We start from the raw sequence: 17,531 nt of genomic DNA, 5'->3' as shown, positions 1-17,531 counted from the left end.
GAGGCTCACCATGGAGCACTGGAAACGCACGATCGAACGGGCCAATCGCTGCTTTATGGCAGGCGAGTTGGTTGACGCTCGCGAGGCCTATCTGCAAGCCCTGGCCCTGGCCCAAGTGTTGTTCGAACGCTGGGCGGATGCTGACGAAGCAGTGGCGGCCTGTGTCATTTCCCATCACAACCTGGCGGACCTGCACTTGCGCCTGAACCAGCCTGAGGAAAGCGCCGAATACCTCTGCGCTATCCATCAGCGCCTCTTGCAGACCATGCAGGACCCACGCCTCAGCCCGTCACTGCGCGAGGCCGCGTTGCGCCAGAGCAGCAAGACCTACGTCGAGCTGCTGAATTTCATCAGCGATCACGGCGAATACCCGCGCACTCATCGGCTGCTGGGAAGTGCTGCGACGCCACCGTCCACGTCCCATTATGGAGCACATTGATATGACCTATACCTTGCCGGCCTTGCCTTACGCCTACGATGCCCTCGAGCCGCATATCGACGCGCAAACCATGGAAATTCACTACACCAAACACCACCAGACCTACATCAATAACCTCAATGCCGCGGTCGAGGGCACTGAGTTCGCCGGCTGGCCCGTGGAGAAGCTGGTGTCCAGCGTCGAAACATTGCCGGAGAAATTACGCGCTGCCGTGGTCAACCAAGGAGGCGGGCATGCGAACCACTCGTTGTTCTGGGCGGTCATGTCACCGACAGGGGGCGGCAAACCCGAGGGCGCGCTGGGCAAGGCTATCGACGAGCAATTGGGTGGTTTCGACAGCTTCAAGGAGGCCTTCACCAAGGCGGCGTTGACGCGTTTCGGTAGCGGCTGGGCCTGGTTGAGTGTCACGCCACAGAAAACGCTGGTGGTGGAAAGCAGCGGCAACCAGGACAGCCCGCTGATGAGCGGCAATACACCCGTGCTGGGCCTGGACGTTTGGGAGCACGCCTACTACTTGCAATATCAAAACCGACGACCTGAGTACATCAATGCATTTTACAGCGTCATCAACTGGCCGGAAGTTGCCGCGCGGTATCAGGCGGCCTTGGCCTGACACTCACTCCATAACAAGATCTAAGGCCGACTATGGGCACTCAAACACTGGCGATCGGTAGCGTACGAATGTTTCGTTATGCGTTTGGCACGCTGCTGCTATTGGCAGGTACTGCGTTATTGGTGGCCCATGGGCTGGCCTGGTTGAACCTAGAGCCGCGCATCCTGCGCGCTTTGCAGGGTGGAGCGATCTGCGCGCTGGGCGCGGCGCTGGGCGCGGTGCCGGTGTTGGTGATTCGGCGCATGCCAATGGCGCTGAGCGATACCTTGCTGGGCTTTGGTGCCGGTGTGATGTTGGCAGCAACCGCTTTTTCCCTGGTCGTGCCGGGTATCGCCGCCGCTGAAAACCTGGGGCTTTCACCTTGGGGGGCCGGTGGCTTGATCAGCTTCGGCATCATGCTCGGGGCGTTCGGCCTGTACCTCGTAGACCGCAAAGTTTCTGGCGCCAGCCCGGAAATGCTGGTGGGTACACCGGATAAACCGGTTATCCCGCCGCGTATCTGGTTATTCGTGTTTGCGATCATTGCGCACAATATCCCGGAAGGCATGGCTGTAGGTGTTTCTGCGGGCGGAGGCATGGCGGATGCCGACAGCCTCGCCATGGGCATTGCCTTGCAGGATGTACCTGAAGGGCTAGTGATTGCGTTGGTATTGGCTGGGGCGGGAATGTCGCGGATCAAAGCCTTCCTGATTGGCGCTGCATCGGGCTTGGTTGAACCGGTATTTGCGGTGCTCTGCGCATGGCTGGTGAGCCTTGCCGAAGTGTTGTTGCCGCTGGGTTTGGCGTTGGCCGCCGGGGCAATGTTGCTGGTAGTGACTCATGAAGTCATCCCCGAGTCGCGCCGCAATGGCCATGAAAAGCTTGCCAGCCTTGGGCTGTGCCTCGGGTTTTGCGTGATGATGGTGATGGATACGGCGTTGGGCTGAGGGTGGTTCCATGTGGGAGCGAGCTTGCTCGCGAAAAACCTGAGAACACTGCGTTAAACCAGGATGCCCGCGTTATCGTTGACGTTTCGCTAGCAAGCTCGCTCCTACATAAGGGGGTTATTCGCCTTCGTCGAAGTAGTTGTTGATCAACTCGACCAGTGCGGCCATTGCTTCGTCTTCTTGCTCGCCCTCGGTGCTCAGATGAATTTTTGTGCCTTTGCCGGCCGCCAACATCATCATCGCCATGATGCTTTTGCCATCTACCATGGACTCTGGCGTACGCCCAGCACGGATCTGGCAGGGGAACTGGCCGGCCACGCCGACGAATTTAGCCGACGCCCGTGCGTGCAGGCCCAGCTTGTTGATGATTTCAATTTCCAGAGCAGGCATCGCGCAGGTGTTCCTTTCAACTCAGGTCGCGGTGGCGAACCTGGACGTTCTTGAGGGTTTGTTGCAGCACCTGGCCCAGGCGCTCAGTCAGATAGACCGAGCGGTGGTGGCCGCCAGTGCAGCCAATGGCAATGGTGACATAGGCTCGATTGCTGGCGGCAAAGCGCGGCAACCATTTGAGCAGGTAGCTGGAGATATCCAGGAACATCTCTTCTACGTCCGGTTGTGCGGCCAGGTAGTCGATCACGGGCTGATCCAGCCCGGACTGGTCGCGTAACTCCGGTTTCCAGTAAGGGTTGGGCAGGCAGCGCACATCGAACACAAGGTCGGCATCTACCGGCATGCCCCGCTTGAAGCCAAACGACTCGACCAGAAACGCTGTGCCCGGCTCAGGCTGGTTCAGCAGGCGCAGCTTGATCGCGTCGCGCAACTGATACAGGTTCAGGTTGGTGGTGTTGATCTTCAGGTCGGCCAGGTCAATGATCGGCCCGAGCAGCTTGGTCTCGTCCTCGATGGCTTCGGCCAGGGAACGGTTGGCGCTGCTGAGGGGGTGGCGTCGACGGGTTTCGGAGAAACGCTTGAGCAGGGTCTCTTCGTCGGCATCCAGGTACAGCACATCGCAATGAATGTGCTTGGCACGCACTTCTTCCAACAGTTCCGGGAAGCGCGAGAGGTGGCTGGGCAGGTTGCGCGCATCAATCGAGACCGCAACGAGCGGCTGCGCCAATTCGGTATGGATCAGTGCACGCTCCGCCAGCTCTGGCAGCAGGCCGGCAGGCAGGTTGTCGATGCAATAGAAGCCGTTGTCCTCAAGCACATTGAGGGCGGTGCTCTTACCGGAGCCGGAGCGACCGCTGACGATGATCAAACGCATGATTACTGCCCGTTTTGTTCATCCAGGACAACTTGGTACAACGCTTCATTGCTGGAAGCGCTGCGCAGTTTGTCGCGTACATCCTTGCGGTCTAGCATGCTGGCGATCTGCCGTAGCAGTTCCAGGTGCGCATCGGTGGCGGCTTCCGGGACCAGCAGCACAAACAGCAGGTCGACCGGGGCGCCGTCGATGGCGTCGAAATCAATCGGAGCGTCTAGGTGCATCAGCGCGCTCACGGGTTTATCACAACCTTTGAGGCGGCAGTGGGGGATCGCGATGCCGTTGCCAAAACCGGTGGAGCCGAGTTTTTCACGGGCAATCAGAGCTTCGAAGACATCTTGCATCTCCAGATCCGGAATTTCCCGGGCGATCAGGTTGGCAATTTGTTCGAGGGCGCGCTTTTTACTGCCGCCCGGCACGTTCACGAGGGAACGGCCGGGGGTCAGGATGTTTTCAAGTCGGATCATGGGGGGAGAGTTAACGACCTGTACCTTGCATCAGGTGCAGATTCTTTTCCTTATGCTTTATGAGTTGGCGGTCGAGCTTGTCGTAGAGGGAGTCAATGGCCGCGTACATATCTTCATGTTCCGCATTGGCGACGAGCTTGGCATTCGGTACGTGCAGGGTGGCCTCGATTTTCTGCTTGAGCTTATCGACCTCCATGATGACCTGCACGTTGGTGATCTTGTCAAAATGCCCCGCAAGCTTGTTCAGTTTGCTCTCGGTGTATTCACGCAGGGGCTTGGTGACTTCCAGCTGGTGTCCACTGATGTTGACTTGCATACAGCTTCTCCTTCGTTGCCAGTGCATAAAGCGGTGGGCAGGAATACCCACCACTGGAACGCTGTGGCCCGCCCGTCACATCAACCGCTTACGCTCGCTGGAAGGCGCGATCCCTAGGGACTCGCGGTACTTGGCGACGGTTCGACGGGCGACCTGAATGCCTTGTGCCTCCAGTAAACCAGCGATCTTGCTGTCACTCAACGGCTTTTTCTGATTTTCAGCGGCAACCAGTTTTTTGATGATCGCACGGATCGCCGTGGACGAGCATTCACCGCCTTCAGAGGTGCTGACGTGGCTGGAGAAAAAGTATTTCAGCTCATAAATACCCCGTGGGGTATGCATGAATTTCTGCGTGGTAACCCGGGAAATCGTCGATTCATGCATGCCGACGGCTTCGGCGATGTCGTGCAGCACGAGAGGCTTCATGGCCTCGTCGCCGTACTCCAGGAAACCGCGCTGGTGTTCGACGATCTGGGTTGCGACTTTCATCAGGGTTTCGTTGCGGCTTTGCAGGCTCTTGATGAACCACCGCGCTTCCTGCAACTGGTTGCGCATGAAGGTGTTATCGGCGCTGGTGTCGGCGCGGCGCACAAAACCTGCGTATTGCGGGTTGACCCGCAGGCGCGGTACCGACTCCTGGTTCAGCTCCACCAGCCAGCGTTCGTTGTCCTTGCGCACAATGACGTCGGGCACCACATATTCGGCTTCGCTGGACTCGATCTGCGAGCCCGGACGCGGGTTGAGGCTTTGCACCAGTTCGATGACCTGGCGCAAGTCATCTTCCTTGAGCTTCATACGGCGCATCAGTTGGCTGTAGTCGCGACTGCCCAGCAGGTCGATGTAGTCACTGACCAAGCGTTGCGCTTCCGTGAGCCATGGCGTCTTGGCCGGTAATTGGCGCAGTTGCAGTAACAGGCACTCGCTGAGTGTGCGTGCGCCGATGCCTGCGGGCTCGAATTGCTGGATGCGGTGCAGGACGGCTTCGATTTCGTCCAGTTCGATATCCAGTTCCGGGTCGAAGGCCTCGAGGATCTCGTCGAGGGTTTCGTCCAGGTAACCCTGATTATTGATGCAATCGATCAGGGTGACCGCGATCAGGCGATCGGTATCGGACATCGGCGCCAGGTTCAGTTGCCACAGCAAGTGGCTCTGAAGGCTCTCGCCCGCCGACGTGCGGGTAGTGAAATCCCACTCGTCATCATCGCTGCTTGGCAGGCTGCTGGCGCTGGTCTGGTAGACGTCTTCCCAGGCGGTGTCCACGGGAAGCTCGTTGGGAATGCGTTCGTTCCAGTCGCCTTCCTCCAGGTTGTCCACCGTCGGGGCGGTTTCCTGATAGGAGGGTTCCTGCACGTCGGAATTGGGTTTTTGCTCGATGTTATCGGCCAGAGGATCTGCGTTATCGAAGTCGTCGCCTTCTTCCTGGCGTTCGAGCATCGGATTGGACTCCAGGGCCTCCTGGATCTCCTGTTGCAGGTCCAGGGTCGACAATTGGAGCAGGCGGATGGCCTGTTGCAGCTGCGGTGTCATCGTCAGCTGCTGGCCCATTCTCAGGACTAGCGATGGTTTCATGGCAGGGGCTTAACACCTTATTCGCCGGCGCAATGCGCCATCCACGACAGGGCGCGTGAGCGCCAAACATAAGCAAATTATATGCCTGATCTCGGGGCCTTTGCCTAGAGCGCGGTAACAATAAAAAAACCGAGGTTTCCATTGACTCCCGCACGCTCCAGGTAAGAGCGCGATACCCCTGTGTTTACAGGCGGAACTCGTGACCCAGGTACACTTCCTTCACCAGCTCGTTGGCCAGGATGGTTTCGGCATCGCCTTCGGCAATCAGCTGACCATCGTTGACGATATACGCGGTTTCGCAGATATCGAGGGTTTCGCGCACGTTGTGATCGGTGATCAGCACGCCAATGCCCTTGGCCTTGAGGTGATGGATGATCTGCTTGATGTCGCCCACCGAAATCGGGTCGACGCCGGCAAAGGGTTCATCCAGCAGGATGAATTTCGGCGCGGTCGCCAGGGCGCGGGCGATTTCCACGCGACGACGTTCACCACCGGACAAGCTCATGCCGAGGTTGTCGCGAATATGGTTGATGTGGAATTCCTGCAGCAGGCTTTCCAGCTCCTGGCGGCGGCCATCGCGATCGAGTTCCTTGCGGGTCTCGAGGATCGCCATGATGTTGTCGGCTACCGACAGTTTACGGAAGATCGACGCCTCCTGCGGAAGATAGCCGATACCTGCCCGTGCACGACCGTGCATGGGTTGGTGGCTGACGTCCAGGTCGTCGATCAATACGCGACCCTGGTCCGCCTGGACCAGCCCGACGATCATATAGAAGCAGGTGGTTTTGCCGGCACCGTTAGGACCGAGCAGGCCGACGATCTGGCCGCTGTCGATCGACAGGCTGACGTCGCGTACCACCTGGCGGCTTTTATAGGCCTTGGCCAGATGCTGGGCTTTCAGGGTTGCCATTACTCGGCCTTCTTCTTCGGCTGGATAACCATGTCGATGCGTGGGCGGGGTGCGGTGACCTTGTTGCCGTTGGCGCGACCGGCGTTAGCGATCTGCTTCACGGTGTCATAGGTGATTTTTTCACCTTCCGTGGAGTTGCCGTCCGGGCTCAGCACCTTGGCCTGATCAATCAGTACGATGCGGTTCTGCTGGGCGTGATACTGGATAGTCTTGCCGTAGCCTTTCATGGGGCCTGTATCGGTAGCGGACTGCTTCTGCTCGAAATAAGCCAGGTTGCCGACCGAAGTCACCACATCGATATCGCCGGTCTTGGTACGAGTCAGGGTCACCGTGTTGCCGGTAATCTTCATCGAGCCTTGGGTGATGATCACGCCGCCGGTGTAGGTGGCGACACCTTGCTTGTCATCGAGCTGCGCATCGTCAGCCGAGATGTGGATCGGTTGCTGGCTATCGTTCGGCAGAGCCCAGGCGCTCACGCTTCCCAGTGCTGCGCCCAGACCGAGCAAAATAGGGAGAGTTTTAACGAGCCTCATACTGTCCTCTTACGTTCGATAGCAGGTGTATCCTGCTTTCTTTCAAATACGCTTTCATTCCCTTGCCAGTCGATACACCGCCAGCGCCGTCGATTCTAACGTCTTGCTCGGTCTGCGCATATTGCTTCTGTGGGAATACGGTCATGCGACTGCTGGTAATGATGGTGTCGCGGTTCTGCGCGTCTGTACGTGCGACGCGAACCGAGTCGATCAGTTCAACTTCGGTGCCGTCAGGGTTGACTTCGCCACGCTTGCTGGTCACGTGCCAGGGAAATTCGGTGCCGCGATACAGGTTCAGGTCCGGATTGGTCAGCAGGCTGACTTCGGAAGCCTTCAAGTGCTCGACCTTGTCCGATGTCATCTCATACTGCACCTTGCCGTCGGGCAGATACTGAATGCTGTAGGCATTGGTGGCGTAATAGTCGATAAGGCCTTCGTCAACCTGTGCAACAGGCTTGTCGAGAAAGCGCTCCGGGCTGATATTCCAGTAGCCCACCGCCAGGAGCAGCGCGGCGATGACCCCGAATAACAGGAAGTTGCGAATCTTTTTACTCAGCATATAACGCTCTATAGGTAGGCGGCGTGGGCCGCTTCAAGACTGCCTTGGGCACGCAGGATCAACTCGCAGAACTCGCGGGCGGCACCCTCGCCGCCACGGGCGGTGGTGATGCCATGGGCGTGTTCGCGGACAAACGCCGCGGCATTTGCGACGGCCATGCCCAGGCCCACCCGGCGAATCACCGGCAGGTCTGGCAGGTCGTCGCCCAGATAGGCGACTTGTTCATAGCTTAGGTTGAGTTGGCCAAGAAGCTCGTCCAGCACCACCAGTTTATCCTCGCGGCCCTGATACAGGTGAGGAATACCGAGGTTTTGTGCACGGCGTTCCACAACCGGTGTTTTTCGACCGCTGATAATTGCGGTTTGCACGCCTGCTGCCATCAGCATCTTGATGCCTTGGCCGTCGAGGGTGTTGAAGGTCTTGAATTCGCTGCCGTCTTCGAGGAAGTACAGGCGGCCATCGGTCAGCACGCCGTCAACGTCGAAAATCGCCAGCTTGATGTCTTTACCGCGTTGCAACAGGTCGCTGTTCATTTACATCACTCCTGCGCGCAGCAAGTCGCCAAGGTTAAGGGCCCCGATCGGCCGGTCATCGTCGTCGACCACGATAAGAGCGCCTATGCGGTGATCTTCCATGATTTTCAACGCTTCGGCCGCGAGCATTTCGGCGCGCGCGGTCTTACCGTGAGGGGTCATCACTGCGTCGATGGTCGCGGTATGGATATCAATGGTGCGGTCCAGGGTGCGACGCAGGTCACCGTCGGTGAATATCCCTGCCAGTCGGCCATCGGTTTCGACGATGGCAGTCATGCCCAAGCCCTTGCGGGTCATTTCCATCAGCGCATCCCTGAGCAGGGTGCCGCGTGGAACGCTCGGCAGCTCGGCGCCGCGATGCATGACATTTTCCACTTTCAGCAGCAGGCGACGGCCCAGTGCGCCACCCGGATGGGAAAATGCGAAGTCCTCGGCCGTAAACCCGCGGGCCTCCAGCAGTGCCACCGCGAGGGCATCGCCCATTACCAGCGCGGCGGTAGTGGAGGAGGTGGGCGCCAGGTTCAGCGGGCAGGCCTCATGGGCTACGTGCACGTTCAGGTTGACGTCGGCGGCCTTGGCCAGCGTTGACTCAGGGTTGCCAGTGAGGCTGATCATCTGGATGCCCAGGCGCTTGATCAGCGGCAGCAGGGTCACGATTTCGTTGGTAGTACCGGAGTTGGACAGGGCGAGGATCACGTCGTCCTTGGTGATCATGCCCATGTCGCCGTGGCTGGCTTCGGCCGGGTGCACGAAAAACGCGGTGGTCCCGGTGCTCGCCAAGGTCGCTGCGATCTTGTTGCCAATGTGGCCGGACTTGCCCATGCCGACCACCACAACGCGGCCCTTGCTGGCCAGAATCATCTCGCAGGCGCGCACGAAATCCGCGTCGATATGCGCCAGCAAGCCCTCTACGGCTTCAAGCTCAAGGCGTATGGTGCGTTGTGCGGATTGAATAAGGTCGCTGGATTGGCTCATGTCTGAAATCGTATAGCCTGACGAAAAGTCGGCGATTATAGCGGTAATGATCAATTCCCTCACGCAAGTTCGTCAGGCTTTGTGCGCGGGATAACTGAAAACCACCGTCGGTAACATAGCAAGCAACGTTTTTTCCCTGTCTCAAATCTGAACCAGCGCTGTTCCGGCCTTGGGGGCTCTGTACCAGCAGTGATATAGTTCGCCGCCAGTTCGGTCCGCCCAACCCATGTGCTCAACTATTGCGCATCTGTTGAAAACCAAAGTCGCACACATGGTGTCTGAGTGAAAGGCTGCATCCCAAGGAGATTAGATGAGTGCCGATAACGCCTACGCGGTCGAGCTGAAGGGTCTTACCTTCAAGCGCGGTACGCGCAGCATCTTCAATAACGTCGATATTCGCATTCCTCGCGGCAAGGTCACGGGCATCATGGGGCCTTCCGGTTGCGGCAAGACCACCCTGTTGCGCCTGATGGGCATGCAATTGCGCCCCAGTGCCGGGGAAGTGTGGGTCAACGGCCAGAACCTGCCAACGCTGTCGCGTAGCGATCTGTTCGATGCGCGCAAGCATATGGGCGTGCTGTTCCAGAGCGGCGCGCTGTTCACCGACCTCGATGTGTTCGAAAACGTAGCCTTCCCGCTGCGGGTGCACACCCAGCTGTCCGATGAGATGATTCGTGACATCGTGTTGTTGAAACTGCAGGCCGTAGGGCTTCGCGGCGCCATCGACCTGATGCCGGACGAGTTGTCCGGCGGCATGAAGCGCCGTGTCGCCCTGGCGCGGGCGATTGCCCTCGACCCACAGATCCTCATGTATGACGAGCCATTCGTGGGTCAGGACCCGATCGCCATGGGCGTGTTGGTGCGCCTGATCCGCCTGCTCAACGATGCATTGGGGATCACCAGCATCGTGGTTTCCCACGACCTGGCCGAAACCGCGAGCATCGCCGACTACCTGTATGTAGTGGGTGATGGTCAGGTGCTGGGGCAGGGTACGCCTGAAGAGCTGATGAACGCCGATAACCCGCGCATTCGCCAATTCATGACCGGCAACCCCGATGGCCCGGTGCCTTTTCACTTTCCGGCAGCGGACTACCGCTCAGATCTTCTGGGGAAGCGCTGATGCGCAAGACATCTCTTATCGAGAAGGTTCGCCTTTTCGGTCGCTCGGGCATCGACATCGTCGAAGTGCTGGGGCGTTCGACCATTTTCCTGTTTCACGCCTTGCTGGGGCGCGGCGGTATCGGCGGCGGCTTTGGCCTGCTGGTCAAGCAGCTGCACTCGGTGGGGGTGATGTCCCTGGTGATCATCGTGGTCTCCGGCGTATTCATCGGCATGGTGCTGGCGCTGCAGGGTTTCAATATCCTGTCCAGCTACGGCTCGGAGCAGGCGGTAGGGCAGATGGTGGCCCTGACCCTGTTGCGTGAGCTTGGCCCGGTGGTTACCGCCTTGTTGTTCGCGGGGCGTGCAGGTTCGGCGCTGACCGCTGAAATCGGCAATATGAAATCCACTGAGCAGCTGTCCAGCCTGGAAATGATCGGCGTGGACCCGCTCAAGTACATTGTTGCCCCGCGCCTGTGGGCCGGCTTCATTTCCCTGCCACTGCTGGCAATGATCTTCAGCGTGGTGGGTATCTGGGGTGGTTCGTGGGTGGCGGTTGACTGGCTGGGGGTCTACGACGGCTCCTACTGGGCCAACATGCAAAACAGCGTGACCTTCACCGGTGACGTGCTCAACGGCATCATAAAGAGCATTGTCTTTGCCTTTGTGGTGACCTGGATTGCCGTATTCCAAGGCTATGACTGTGAGCCCACTTCAGAGGGGATCAGCCGTGCCACTACCAAGACCGTTGTATACGCTTCGTTGGCGGTACTGGGCCTTGACTTCATTTTGACCGCCTTGATGTTTGGAGATTTCTGATGCAAAACCGCACTGTGGAAATCGGTGTCGGCCTTTTCTTGCTGGCTGGCATCCTGGCTTTACTGTTGCTGGCCCTGCGAGTCAGTGGCCTTTCGGCCAGCCCTACCGCCGATACCTATAAACTTTACGCGTACTTCGACAATATCGCCGGTTTGACGGTCAGATCCAAAGTGACCATGGCCGGTGTCACCATCGGCAAGGTCACGGCAATCGATCTGGATCGCGACAGCTTTACCGGTCGGGTGACGATGCAACTGGACAAGAAGGTAGATAATCTGCCAACTGACTCCACGGCATCTATCCTCACTGCGGGTTTGCTGGGCGAGAAGTACATCGGGGTCAGCGTGGGGGGGGAAACAGCCCTGCTCAAGGATGGTTCGACCATCCACGACACACAGTCGTCGCTGGTGCTTGAAGACCTGATCGGGAAATTTTTGCTCAATACGGTCAATAAAGACGCTAAATGAGGAATCTGTTCATGATCTCTACCTTGCGACGTGGCCTGCTGGTACTGCTTGCAGCATTGCCGATGATGGCCAACGCGGCAGGTTCTGCCCACGATTTGGTGCAGGACACCACCAGCAAAATGCTGGCTGACCTCAAGGCTAATAAAGAACAGTACAAGCAAGACCCTTCCAGGTTCTACAACGCGCTCAACACGATCGTTGGCCCTGTGGTCGATGCTGAAGGCATCTCCAAAAGCATCATGACGGTCAAATATTCGCGCAAAGCTACGCCTGCGCAAATGCAGACGTTCCAGGAAAACTTCAAGAAGGGGCTGTTCCAGTTCTACGGTAACGCTCTGCTGGAATACAACAACCAGGGCATTATCGTTGATGCGCCCAAGGACGAGTCGGGCGACCGTGCCGAAGTCGGAATGAAAGTCTCCGGCAGCAATGGCGCCGTGTACCCTGTGTCCTACACCCTGACGAAGATCAACGGTGAGTGGAAACTGCGTAACGTGATCATCAACGGTATCAACATCGGCAAGCTGTTCCGTGATCAGTTCGCCGACGCGATGCAGCGCAATGGCAACGATCTGGACAAGACCATCAATGGTTGGGCCGGTGAAGTGGCCAAGGCCAAGGAAGAAACCGATAAAGCTGCCGGGAAGCCTGCGCAATGACCGAGTCGGCTGTTCGTATCGGCGACGCCGGCGAGCTGTTCCTCAGCGGCGTGCTGGATTACCGCACCGGGCCTGACCTGCGCAAGCAGGGCCAGGCGCTGATCAAGGCCAGCAAGGCGCCAGAGCTGGTGCTTGATTGCTCGGCGGTGACCAAGTCCAGCAGCGTCGGCTTGTCGTTGTTGCTGTGCTTCATGCGTGATGCCGAGGCGGCGAAAAAGCCGGTAAGCATCCGTGCGTTACCAGAAGACATGCGCGAAATTGCCGAAGTTTCCGGTTTGACCGAGCTGCTGGCGCATCCCTGATACACATTATTAAAGAAGCCCCCCGTCAGAGTCCTGCTATGCGGGGTTCGCAGGCGCGGGGCTTTTTTGTATGATGTGCGACCCGTGCGCACTGGGCGCCGATAGAGGTTGAGCATGCAGGCCCTAGAAGTTAAGAGCTTCCTTGAAGGAAAGCTGCCTGAAACGACTGTAGAAGTCGAAGGCGAAGGCTGCAATTTCCAGCTGAACGTGATTAGCGATGAACTGGCGGCATTGAGCCCGGTCAAGCGTCAGCAGCAGATCTATGCCCATTTGAACCCATGGATCACCGATGGCAGCATCCATGCGGTCACTATGAAATTTTTCAGCCGCGCGGCCTGGGCCGAGCGCACCTGAGCCCCCAAGGCGTCGAGATTCTTATGGATAAATTGATTATTACCGGCGGTGCCCGCCTTGATGGCGAGATTCGCATTTCCGGTGCGAAAAACTCCGCCTTGCCGATCCTGGCAGCGACCCTGCTGTGCGATGGCCCGGTGACTGTGGCCAACCTGCCGCACCTGCACGACATCACCACCATGATCGAGTTGTTCGGTCGCATGGGCATTGAGCCGGTGATCGACGAGAAGCTGGCCGTCGAAATCGACCCACGCACCATCAAGACCCTGGTCGCTCCGTACGAACTGGTGAAAACCATGCGTGCGTCGATCCTGGTGCTGGGCCCTATGGTTGCCCGTTTCGGCGAAGCCGAAGTAGCCTTGCCTGGCGGTTGCGCCATTGGTTCGCGTCCGGTCGACCTGCACATCCGTGGCCTTGAGGCCATGGGCGCAGTCATCGACGTCGAAGGCGGCTACATCAAGGCCAAGGCGCCGGAAGGCGGCCTGCGCGGCGCGAACTTCTTCTTTGATACCGTCAGCGTCACCGGTACCGAGAACATCATGATGGCCGCTGCTCTGGCCAACGGTCGCAGCGTGTTGCAGAACGCCGCACGCGAGCCGGAAGTGGTCGACCTGGCCAACTTCCTCAACGCCATGGGCGCGAAGGTTTCCGGTGCTGGCACCGACACCATCACTATTGATGGTGTAGAGCGTCTGCACACCGCCACCTACAAAGTCATGCCTGACCGCATCGAGACCGGTACCTACCTGGTTGCCGCTGCCGTGACCGGTGGCCGTGTGAAGGTCAAGGACACCGATCCGACCATCCTGGAAGCCGTCCTGGAAAAACTCAAGGAAGCCGGCGCAGAGATCACCACCGGCGAAGACTGGATCGAGCTGAACATGCACGGCAAGCGGCCAAAAGCCGTCAACGTGCGTACCGCTCCGTACCCGGCGTTCCCGACCGACATGCAAGCGCAGTTCATCTCCTTGAACGCGATTGCCGAAGGCACCGGTGCCGTGATCGAGACCATCTTCGAAAACCGCTTCATGCACGTGTATGAACTGCACCGCATGGGCGCCAAGATCCAGGTCGAAGGCAACACCGCCATCGTCACCGGGATCGACAAGCTCAAGGGCGCGCCAGTAATGGCAACCGACCTGCGTGCCTCGGCCAGCCTGGTAATCTCGGCACTGTGCGCCGAAGGTGACACCCTGATCGACCGCATCTACCACATAGACCGTGGTTACGAGTGCATCGAAGAGAAACTGCAGATGCTCGGCGCGAAGATTCGCCGCGTACCGGGCTAGTCCCTGTTTGTGGCGAGGGAGCTTGCTCCCGCTGGACTGCGTAGCAGTCCCGCTCTTCGAGGGCCGCTTCGCGTCTCAGCGGGAGCAAGCTCCCTCGCCACAGTTTGTTGTTGACTGGTTTGTTTCAAATCGAGGCTGTCATGGCCTCGATCTGTGTCTGGCGCCGTTTGCGACCGGACAGCAATAGCCTGATGAAGGACTGACATTTCCCATGTTGACCATCGCACTGTCCAAGGGCCGCATCCTTGACGACACGTTGCCGCTTCTGGCTGAAGCGGGCATCGTGCCGACCGAGAATCCGGACAAGAGCCGCAAGCTGATCATCCCCACGACCCAGGACGACGTGCGCCTGCTGATCGTGCGGGCTACCGACGTGCCGACCTACGTTGAACATGGCGCCGCCGACCTGGGTGTTGCCGGCAAGGACGTGCTGATGGAATACGGCGGCCAGGGCCTGTACGAGCCCCTGGACCTGCGCATCGCACTGTGCAAGCTGATGACCGCCGGCCGCGTCGGTGATGTCGAACCCAAGGGCCGCTTGCGGGTCGCCACCAAGTTCGTCAACGTTGCCAAGCGCTATTACGCCGAACAAGGCCGTCAGGTCGATATCATCAAGCTCTACGGCTCCATGGAGCTGGCACCGCTGATCGGCCTGGCGGACAAGATCATCGACGTTGTCGACACCGGCAACACCCTGCGCGCCAACGGTTTGGAGCCCCAGGATTTTATCGCTGACATCAGCTCCCGCCTGATCGTCAACAAAGCATCAATGAAGATGCAGCACGCCCGTATCCAGGCGTTGATCGACACCCTGCGCAAGGCAGTGGAGTCTCGACACCGCGGTTGACTCACCCGCGTAGCTGAAGAGCTACGCCCGTCTATCCGCCTCATAGCCAGAATTCTCAGGTGCCCAAGCGGAAACGACTGCTAGTTTAGGGCGCCTGAGTTTTTGCCAATTCTATTGAGGCCCTCGCTATGACCACGTCCACTGCAATTGCCCGACTCAACGCTGCCGACCCGGATTTCGCCCATCATCTGGATCATCTGCTGAGCTGGGAAAGCGTGTCCGACGACTCGGTCAACCAGCGGGTGCTCGAAATCATCAAGGCCGTGCGTGAGCGCGGTGATGCAGCGCTGGTGGACTTCACCCGCCAGTTCGACGGCCTGGACGTGCAGTCCATGGCTGACCTGATCCTGCCGCGTGAACGCCTGGAGCTTGCGCTGACGCGCATCACCGCACCGCAGCGCGAAGCCCTCGAAGTCGCTGCGGCGCGGGTACGCAGCTATCACGAAAAGCAGAAGCAGGACTCCTGGAGCTACACTGAGGCCGACGGCACTGTGCTGGGCCAGAAGGTCACGCCACTGGACCGCGCCGGTCTGTACGTGCCGGGCGGTAAGGCGTCGTATCCATCGTCGGTATTGATGAATGCGATCCCGGCCAAAGTCGCAGGTGTGACCGAAGTGGTCATGGTGGTGCCGACCCCGCGTGGCGAAATCAACGAGCTGGTGCTGGCTGCCGCCTGCATCGCCGGTGTGGACCGTGTGTTCACCATCGGTGGCGCCCAGGCCGTCGCAGCGCTGGCTTATGGCACCGAAAGCGTGCCGAAGGTCGACAAAGTGGTCGGCCCCGGCAATATCTACGTCGCCACCGCCAAACGCCATGTGTTCGGCCAGGTCGGTATCGACATGATTGCCGGTCCTTCCGAAATCCTCGTGGTGTGTGACGGCCAGACCGACCCGGACTGGATCGCCATGGACCTGTTCTCCCAGGCGGAGCACGATGAAGACGCCCAGGCGATCCTGGTCAGCCCCGATGCCGAGTTCCTCGACAAGGTCGCCGCCAGCATCAATAAGCTGCTGCCGACCATGGAGCGTGCCGAGATCATCGAGAAGTCGATCAACGGCCGTGGTGCGCTGATTCTGGTGCGTGACATGGAGCAGGCCATTGAAGTGGCCAATCGCATCGCACCGGAGCACCTTGAGCTGTCCGTAGCGGACCCACAGGCCTGGTTGCCATCGATCCGTCACGCTGGGGCGATCTTCATGGGCCGTCACACCAGCGAAGCCCTGGGTGACTATTGCGCCGGCCCCAATCACGTGTTGCCAACCTCCGGTACTGCGCGTTTCTCGTCGCCGCTGGGGGTGTACGACTTCCAGAAGCGCTCGTCGATTATCTTCTGCTCGCCACAAGGCGCTTCCGAACTGGGCAAGACCGCCTCGGTGCTGGCCCGTGGTGAATCCCTCAGCGCGCACGCACGCAGCGCTGAATACCGCATCGTCAAGGGAGAGTAAGGCATGAGCAAATTCTGGAGCCCTTTCGTCAAGGACCTGGTGCCTTACGTACCCGGTGAGCAACCGAAGCTGACCAAGCTGGTCAAGCTCAACACCAACGAAAACCCCTACGGCCCATCGCCCAAGGCGCTGGCGGCAATGCAGGCCGAGTTGAACGACAACTTGCGCCTGTACCCGGACCCCAACAGCGACCTGCTCAAGCAGGCCGTGGCCAGGTATTACGGGATCGATGCCGGCAAGGTGTTCCTCGGCAACGGTTCCGACGAAGTCTTGGCGCACATCTTCCATGGTCTGTTCCAGCACGATCTGCCGCTGCTGTTCCCGGATATCAGCTACAGCTTCTACCCGGTGTACTGCGGCCTGTACGGCATCACGTTCGACGCGGTGCCACTGGACCAACAGTTCCAGATTCGGGCCACTGACTATGCCAGGCCCAACGGCGGGATCATCTTCCCCAACCCTAACGCACCCACCGGCTGCGTACTGGCGCTGGACGCGGTGGAGCAGATCCTCAAGGCCAGCCCGGATTCGGTGGTGGTGGTCGATGAAGCCTATATCGACTTCGGCGGCGAAACTGCCATCAGCCTGGTAGACCGTTACCCGAACCTGCTGGTGACCCAGACCCTGTCCAAATCGCGCTCACTGGCCGGTTTGCGTGTGGGCCTGGCCGTGGGCCACCCAGACCTGATCGAAGCTCTGGAGCGGGTCAAGAACAGCTTCAACTCCTACCCGTTGGATCGGTTGGCGATTGTTGGCGCGGCGGCCGCGTTTGACGACCGTGAATATTTCGAGAAAACCTGTCAGTGGGTGATCGACAGCCGCAACCAGGTCGTCGCGCAATTGCAGGGCAAGGGGTTTGAGGTATTGCCGTCGGCAGCGAACTTCATCTTTGCGCGTCACCCGCGGCATGACGCTGCAGGGCTTGCCGCCAAGTTGCGTGAGCAAGGGGTGATCGTGCGGCACTTCAAGCAGGAGCGGATTGCTCAGTTCCTGCGCATCAGCATCGGGACACCGGAGCAGAACCAGGCGCTGATCGACGGGCTCGGCGAGCTCTGACAGACGCTGAAAATCAAATGTGGGAGCTGGCTTGCCTGCGATGACGGTGTAACAGTCGACCTATCTGTCGTTTGATACACCGTCATCGCAG

Annotated in this window: 23 protein-coding genes; 13 read left to right on the top strand and 10 right to left on the bottom strand. The window is 59.1% G+C overall.

Translation table 11 applies throughout. The annotated features are described in order from the left end of the window. Window positions 1-10 precede the first annotated feature (10 nt). The 3 genes from FXO12_RS13245 to FXO12_RS13235 are packed head-to-tail and all read left to right on the top strand — an operon-like array spanning window position 11 to window position 1,978. Entirely contained in the window at window positions 11-439 is a 429-nt protein-coding gene (locus tag FXO12_RS13245) for a hypothetical protein (RefSeq protein WP_034126307.1), read from the top strand. 1 nt (window position 440) lies between these two features. Further along, a complete protein-coding gene (locus tag FXO12_RS13240) occupies window positions 441-1,052 on the top strand; it encodes a superoxide dismutase (protein WP_034126308.1) in 612 nt (203 codons plus the stop codon). A gap of 32 nt (window positions 1,053-1,084) precedes the next feature. Next, complete coding sequence (locus FXO12_RS13235; RefSeq protein WP_160049683.1) at window positions 1,085-1,978, top strand: ZIP family metal transporter; 894 nt, start codon at window positions 1,085-1,087, stop codon at window positions 1,976-1,978. Window positions 1,979-2,095: 117 nt separating this feature from the next. Here FXO12_RS13235 and FXO12_RS13230 read toward each other — a convergent pair whose 3' ends face one another. The 10 genes from FXO12_RS13230 to FXO12_RS13185 form a co-directional block, all read right to left on the bottom strand. Continuing rightward, complete coding sequence (locus FXO12_RS13230; protein WP_003188577.1) at window positions 2,096-2,368, bottom strand: HPr family phosphocarrier protein; 273 nt, start codon at window positions 2,366-2,368, stop codon at window positions 2,096-2,098. Window positions 2,369-2,384: 16 nt separating this feature from the next. After that, window positions 2,385-3,242, bottom strand: coding sequence for an RNase adapter RapZ (rapZ, locus tag FXO12_RS13225; RefSeq protein ID WP_034126310.1), 858 nt, complete (start codon window positions 3,240-3,242; stop codon window positions 2,385-2,387). Between the two features lie 2 nt (window positions 3,243-3,244). Further along, window positions 3,245-3,709: a PTS IIA-like nitrogen regulatory protein PtsN gene (ptsN, locus tag FXO12_RS13220; RefSeq protein ID WP_034126311.1), complete on the bottom strand. Its 465-nt coding sequence runs from the start codon at window positions 3,707-3,709 to the stop codon at window positions 3,245-3,247. Between the two features lie 10 nt (window positions 3,710-3,719). Beyond that, window positions 3,720-4,025: a ribosome hibernation-promoting factor, HPF/YfiA family gene (gene hpf, locus FXO12_RS13215; protein ID WP_003171804.1), complete on the bottom strand. Its 306-nt coding sequence runs from the start codon at window positions 4,023-4,025 to the stop codon at window positions 3,720-3,722. A 75-nt stretch (window positions 4,026-4,100) separates the two neighbouring features. Continuing rightward, window positions 4,101-5,594 carry an RNA polymerase factor sigma-54 gene (locus FXO12_RS13210; protein WP_034126312.1) on the bottom strand — a complete coding sequence of 498 codons (1,494 nt, stop codon included), beginning with the start codon at window positions 5,592-5,594 and terminating at the stop codon, window positions 4,101-4,103. A 184-nt stretch (window positions 5,595-5,778) separates the two neighbouring features. Further along, complete coding sequence (lptB, locus tag FXO12_RS13205; protein ID WP_003188582.1) at window positions 5,779-6,504, bottom strand: LPS export ABC transporter ATP-binding protein; 726 nt, start codon at window positions 6,502-6,504, stop codon at window positions 5,779-5,781. Next, window positions 6,504-7,037: a lipopolysaccharide transport periplasmic protein LptA gene (gene lptA / locus FXO12_RS13200; protein ID WP_032893554.1), complete on the bottom strand. Its 534-nt coding sequence runs from the start codon at window positions 7,035-7,037 to the stop codon at window positions 6,504-6,506. Before lptA ends, lptB begins: the two co-directional genes overlap by 1 nt. Beyond that, entirely contained in the window at window positions 7,024-7,596 is a 573-nt protein-coding gene (gene lptC / locus FXO12_RS13195) for an LPS export ABC transporter periplasmic protein LptC (protein ID WP_014716937.1), read from the bottom strand. Before lptC ends, lptA begins: the two co-directional genes overlap by 14 nt. A gap of 8 nt (window positions 7,597-7,604) precedes the next feature. Next, a complete protein-coding gene (locus FXO12_RS13190) occupies window positions 7,605-8,129 on the bottom strand; it encodes an HAD family hydrolase (protein WP_054897015.1) in 525 nt (174 codons plus the stop codon). Beyond that, window positions 8,130-9,104 carry a KpsF/GutQ family sugar-phosphate isomerase gene (locus tag FXO12_RS13185; protein ID WP_034126314.1) on the bottom strand — a complete coding sequence of 325 codons (975 nt, stop codon included), beginning with the start codon at window positions 9,102-9,104 and terminating at the stop codon, window positions 8,130-8,132. 310 nt (window positions 9,105-9,414) lie between these two features. Between FXO12_RS13185 and FXO12_RS13180 the strand changes: the two genes are divergently transcribed. The 10 genes from FXO12_RS13180 to hisC all read left to right on the top strand — a co-directional run bounded on the left by FXO12_RS13180 (window position 9,415) and on the right by hisC (window position 17,440). Next, window positions 9,415-10,224 carry an ATP-binding cassette domain-containing protein gene (locus FXO12_RS13180; protein WP_003188590.1) on the top strand — a complete coding sequence of 270 codons (810 nt, stop codon included), beginning with the start codon at window positions 9,415-9,417 and terminating at the stop codon, window positions 10,222-10,224. After that, on the top strand, window positions 10,224-11,021 hold the full coding sequence (mlaE, locus tag FXO12_RS13175; protein WP_003188592.1) for a lipid asymmetry maintenance ABC transporter permease subunit MlaE: 798 nt from the start codon (window positions 10,224-10,226) through the stop codon (window positions 11,019-11,021). Before FXO12_RS13180 ends, mlaE begins: the two co-directional genes overlap by 1 nt. After that, the gene (mlaD, locus tag FXO12_RS13170) at window positions 11,021-11,488 is read left to right on the top strand and encodes an outer membrane lipid asymmetry maintenance protein MlaD (RefSeq protein ID WP_003188593.1); all 468 of its coding nucleotides are present in this window, start codon (window positions 11,021-11,023) and stop codon (window positions 11,486-11,488) included. The genes mlaE and mlaD overlap by 1 nt, the downstream gene beginning before the upstream one ends. Window positions 11,489-11,499: 11 nt before the next feature. Further along, window positions 11,500-12,147, top strand: coding sequence for a phospholipid-binding protein MlaC (locus FXO12_RS13165; protein WP_054919319.1), 648 nt, complete (start codon window positions 11,500-11,502; stop codon window positions 12,145-12,147). Next, complete coding sequence (locus tag FXO12_RS13160) at window positions 12,144-12,449, top strand: lipid asymmetry maintenance protein MlaB (RefSeq protein WP_003188596.1); 306 nt, start codon at window positions 12,144-12,146, stop codon at window positions 12,447-12,449. The genes FXO12_RS13165 and FXO12_RS13160 overlap by 4 nt, the downstream gene beginning before the upstream one ends. A gap of 114 nt (window positions 12,450-12,563) precedes the next feature. Then, window positions 12,564-12,803, top strand: coding sequence for a BolA family protein (locus tag FXO12_RS13155; RefSeq protein ID WP_003188597.1), 240 nt, complete (start codon window positions 12,564-12,566; stop codon window positions 12,801-12,803). A gap of 23 nt (window positions 12,804-12,826) precedes the next feature. Further along, entirely contained in the window at window positions 12,827-14,092 is a 1,266-nt protein-coding gene (murA, locus tag FXO12_RS13150; RefSeq protein WP_034126315.1) for a UDP-N-acetylglucosamine 1-carboxyvinyltransferase, read from the top strand. A 211-nt stretch (window positions 14,093-14,303) separates the two neighbouring features. Beyond that, on the top strand, window positions 14,304-14,939 hold the full coding sequence (gene hisG, locus FXO12_RS13145; RefSeq protein WP_003188599.1) for an ATP phosphoribosyltransferase: 636 nt from the start codon (window positions 14,304-14,306) through the stop codon (window positions 14,937-14,939). A 128-nt stretch (window positions 14,940-15,067) separates the two neighbouring features. Continuing rightward, window positions 15,068-16,384: a histidinol dehydrogenase gene (hisD, locus tag FXO12_RS13140; protein ID WP_057976865.1), complete on the top strand. Its 1,317-nt coding sequence runs from the start codon at window positions 15,068-15,070 to the stop codon at window positions 16,382-16,384. 3 nt (window positions 16,385-16,387) lie between these two features. After that, window positions 16,388-17,440, top strand: coding sequence for a histidinol-phosphate transaminase (hisC, locus tag FXO12_RS13135; protein ID WP_054897013.1), 1,053 nt, complete (start codon window positions 16,388-16,390; stop codon window positions 17,438-17,440). Window positions 17,441-17,531 lie beyond the last annotated feature (91 nt).

Origin of the sequence: Pseudomonas sp. J380, from assembly GCF_009827115.1 — a bacterium.
GTDB lineage: Bacteria > Pseudomonadota > Gammaproteobacteria > Pseudomonadales > Pseudomonadaceae > Aquipseudomonas > Aquipseudomonas paracarnis.
The sequence above is the reverse complement of the archived record's forward strand: the minus strand, read 5'-3'. Positions and strand labels throughout refer to the sequence as shown.

Bases quoted from the DNA above. Each gene is read 5' to 3' on its own strand.
- lptA (WP_032893554.1), bottom strand. From the start codon at position 7,037: ATGAGGCTCGTTAAAACTCTCCCTATTTTGCTCGGTCTGGGCGCAGCA.
- FXO12_RS13210 (WP_034126312.1), bottom strand. From the start codon at position 5,594: ATGAAACCATCGCTAGTCCTGAGAATGGGCCAGCAGCTGACGATGACA.
- hpf (WP_003171804.1), bottom strand. From the start codon at position 4,025: ATGCAAGTCAACATCAGTGGACACCAGCTGGAAGTCACCAAGCCCCTG.
- FXO12_RS13185 (WP_034126314.1), bottom strand. From the start codon at position 9,104: ATGAGCCAATCCAGCGACCTTATTCAATCCGCACAACGCACCATACGC.
- FXO12_RS13235 (WP_160049683.1), top strand. From the start codon at position 1,085: ATGGGCACTCAAACACTGGCGATCGGTAGCGTACGAATGTTTCGTTAT.
- FXO12_RS13155 (WP_003188597.1), top strand. From the start codon at position 12,564: ATGCAGGCCCTAGAAGTTAAGAGCTTCCTTGAAGGAAAGCTGCCTGAA.
- FXO12_RS13160 (WP_003188596.1), top strand. From the start codon at position 12,144: ATGACCGAGTCGGCTGTTCGTATCGGCGACGCCGGCGAGCTGTTCCTC.
- hisC (WP_054897013.1), top strand. From the start codon at position 16,388: ATGAGCAAATTCTGGAGCCCTTTCGTCAAGGACCTGGTGCCTTACGTA.
- lptC (WP_014716937.1), bottom strand. From the start codon at position 7,596: ATGCTGAGTAAAAAGATTCGCAACTTCCTGTTATTCGGGGTCATCGCC.
- mlaD (WP_003188593.1), top strand. From the start codon at position 11,021: ATGCAAAACCGCACTGTGGAAATCGGTGTCGGCCTTTTCTTGCTGGCT.
- hisD (WP_057976865.1), top strand. From the start codon at position 15,068: ATGACCACGTCCACTGCAATTGCCCGACTCAACGCTGCCGACCCGGAT.
- FXO12_RS13165 (WP_054919319.1), top strand. From the start codon at position 11,500: ATGATCTCTACCTTGCGACGTGGCCTGCTGGTACTGCTTGCAGCATTG.
- FXO12_RS13230 (WP_003188577.1), bottom strand. From the start codon at position 2,368: ATGCCTGCTCTGGAAATTGAAATCATCAACAAGCTGGGCCTGCACGCA.
- hisG (WP_003188599.1), top strand. From the start codon at position 14,304: ATGTTGACCATCGCACTGTCCAAGGGCCGCATCCTTGACGACACGTTG.
- murA (WP_034126315.1), top strand. From the start codon at position 12,827: ATGGATAAATTGATTATTACCGGCGGTGCCCGCCTTGATGGCGAGATT.
- FXO12_RS13190 (WP_054897015.1), bottom strand. From the start codon at position 8,129: ATGAACAGCGACCTGTTGCAACGCGGTAAAGACATCAAGCTGGCGATT.
- FXO12_RS13180 (WP_003188590.1), top strand. From the start codon at position 9,415: ATGAGTGCCGATAACGCCTACGCGGTCGAGCTGAAGGGTCTTACCTTC.
- FXO12_RS13245 (WP_034126307.1), top strand. From the start codon at position 11: ATGGAGCACTGGAAACGCACGATCGAACGGGCCAATCGCTGCTTTATG.
- rapZ (WP_034126310.1), bottom strand. From the start codon at position 3,242: ATGCGTTTGATCATCGTCAGCGGTCGCTCCGGCTCCGGTAAGAGCACC.
- mlaE (WP_003188592.1), top strand. From the start codon at position 10,224: ATGCGCAAGACATCTCTTATCGAGAAGGTTCGCCTTTTCGGTCGCTCG.
- ptsN (WP_034126311.1), bottom strand. From the start codon at position 3,709: ATGATCCGACTTGAAAACATCCTGACCCCCGGCCGTTCCCTCGTGAAC.
- lptB (WP_003188582.1), bottom strand. From the start codon at position 6,504: ATGGCAACCCTGAAAGCCCAGCATCTGGCCAAGGCCTATAAAAGCCGC.
- FXO12_RS13240 (WP_034126308.1), top strand. From the start codon at position 441: ATGACCTATACCTTGCCGGCCTTGCCTTACGCCTACGATGCCCTCGAG.